Source organism: Caldalkalibacillus uzonensis, assembly GCF_030814135.1.
GTDB lineage: Bacteria > Bacillota > Bacilli > Caldalkalibacillales > Caldalkalibacillaceae > Caldalkalibacillus > Caldalkalibacillus uzonensis.
The window spans coordinates 1-1639 of the sequence record NZ_JAUSUQ010000047.1 but is presented as its reverse complement, the minus strand read 5'-3'; the positions used below and the strand labels follow the sequence as shown (position 1 = coordinate 1639).

14 tRNA genes and 1 rRNA gene are annotated in these 1639 nt (G+C 52.4%); all 15 read right to left on the bottom strand.

The window, feature by feature from the left end:
- Nucleotides 1-242: 242 nt before the first annotated feature.
- A tRNA-Ile gene (locus J2S00_RS19805) sits at nt 243-319 on the bottom strand.
- A 13-nt stretch (nt 320-332) separates the two neighbouring features.
- Nucleotides 333-406 (bottom strand) — tRNA-Gly (locus J2S00_RS19800).
- A 9-nt stretch (nt 407-415) separates the two neighbouring features.
- Nucleotides 416-492, bottom strand: a tRNA-Arg gene (locus J2S00_RS19795).
- Nucleotides 493-502: 10 nt separating this feature from the next.
- Nucleotides 503-578 (bottom strand) — tRNA-Lys (locus tag J2S00_RS19790).
- 11 nt (nt 579-589) lie between these two features.
- Nucleotides 590-665: transfer RNA gene (locus tag J2S00_RS19785), tRNA-Thr, on the bottom strand.
- A gap of 16 nt (nt 666-681) precedes the next feature.
- A tRNA-Phe gene (locus tag J2S00_RS19780) sits at nt 682-757 on the bottom strand.
- 16 nt (nt 758-773) lie between these two features.
- Nucleotides 774-850: transfer RNA gene (locus J2S00_RS19775), tRNA-Asp, on the bottom strand.
- Nucleotides 851-881: 31 nt separating this feature from the next.
- Nucleotides 882-958, bottom strand: a tRNA-Met gene (locus tag J2S00_RS19770).
- 33 nt (nt 959-991) lie between these two features.
- A tRNA-Val gene (locus J2S00_RS19765) sits at nt 992-1067 on the bottom strand.
- Nucleotides 1068-1071: 4 nt separating this feature from the next.
- Nucleotides 1072-1148: transfer RNA gene (locus J2S00_RS19760), tRNA-Glu, on the bottom strand.
- Between the two features lie 30 nt (nt 1149-1178).
- Nucleotides 1179-1271, bottom strand: a tRNA-Ser gene (locus J2S00_RS19755).
- Nucleotides 1272-1295: 24 nt separating this feature from the next.
- Nucleotides 1296-1371, bottom strand: a tRNA-Ile gene (locus J2S00_RS19750).
- Nucleotides 1372-1378: 7 nt separating this feature from the next.
- Nucleotides 1379-1455, bottom strand: a tRNA-Met gene (locus J2S00_RS19745).
- A 4-nt stretch (nt 1456-1459) separates the two neighbouring features.
- Nucleotides 1460-1534: transfer RNA gene (locus J2S00_RS19740), tRNA-Asn, on the bottom strand.
- Nucleotides 1535-1546: 12 nt separating this feature from the next.
- Nucleotides 1547-1639: ribosomal RNA gene (rrf, locus tag J2S00_RS19735) — 5S ribosomal RNA — on the bottom strand; the annotation flags it as partial.

The window sequence follows — 1639 nt, the reverse complement described above, 5'->3', positions numbered from 1 at the left end:
TTAGCCGGCCTTCCGCCGTCCATGTAGATGATTAACGTCATTCCCAAAGGAATGAGCCTCGCACGCTTGTGCTTTGTTCAGTTTTCAAGGTTCTGGATACAGCGCTATATAATCTATCACGCTGCAAGTGTATTTGTCAAGAGATGGAGAGAAAGTATTTTTGCTAGGCTTGCGCCGTCAGCAATAAACAATAATACCAGAAAAACAAAGTAAACTCAACAGGTAGTTATTGGCTAAAAAAATGGTGGGCCTAAGTGGACTTGAACCACCGACCTCACGCTTATCAGGCGTGCGCTCTAACCAGCTGAGCTATAGGCCCCCATGGAATGAAATGGAGCGGGTGATGGGAATCGAACCCACGCTACCAGCTTGGAAGGCTGGAGTTCTACCACTGAACTACACCCGCTCATTTTTATGGCGTGCCCTGAGAGACTCGAACTCCCAACCTTTTGATTCGTAGTCAAACGCTCTATCCGGTTGAGCTAAGGGCACATAATTGAAATGGTGAGCCGTGAAGGATTCGAACCTTCGACCCTCTGATTAAAAGTCAGATGCTCTACCAACTGAGCTAACGGCTCGAATCATAAAATGGTGCCGGCGAGAGGAATCGAACCCCCAACCCACTGATTACAAGTCAGTTGCTCTGCCAATTGAGCTACACCGGCATAAAGTGACATTCTGTGGTGGCTCGGGACGGAATCGAACCGCCGACACGAGGATTTTCAGTCCTCTGCTCTACCGACTGAGCTACCGAGCCAAAAGCGAAAATTAAATGGCGGAGCTGACGGGATTCGAACCCGCGATCTCCTGCGTGACAGGCAGGCATGTTAGGCCTCTACACCACAGCTCCTCAATTGATCTGAGCTTCTTATAAAATGTTTTGGTTGCGGGGGCAGGATTTGAACCTGCGACCTTCGGGTTATGAGCCCGACGAGCTACCAGACTGCTCCACCCCGCGTCAAATTATATTTCCTATGTTTAAAAAATATCATGGTGGAGGGTGACGGGTTCGAACCGCCGACCCCTTGCTTGTAAGGCAAGTGCTCTCCCAACTGAGCTAACCCTCCATAATGGTGACCCGTAGGGGATTCGAACCCCTGAATGCCGGCGTGAAAGGCCGGTGTGTTAAGCCACTTCACCAACGGGCCACGTACAAGAAGTGAATTTATTGGACTCTATGGCGGAGGAGGAGGGATTCGAACCCCCGCGGGCCGCGAAGCCCCTGGCGGTTTTCAAGACCGCTCCCTTCAGCCAGACTTGGGTACTCCTCCCCAAAGAGATTGGATCGCGAGTAATGGTGGACCCTACAGGACTCGAACCTGTGACCGATCGGTTATGAGCCGACTGCTCTACCAACTGAGCTAAGGGTCCAATATGGTGGTGGCGGCGGCGGGGATCGAACCCACGACCTTACGGGTATGAACCGTACGCTCTAGCCAGCTGAGCTACACCGCCTTATTGGCTCCGCAGGTAGGATTCGAACCTACGACCAATCGGTTAACAGCCGATTGCTCTACCACTGAGCTACTGCGGAATAATTCTGGCTGCCTGGCAACGTCCTACTCTCCCGGGGGCTCTCGCCCCAAGTACCATCGGCGCTGGAGGGCTTAACTTCCGTGTTCGGCATGGGAACGGGTGT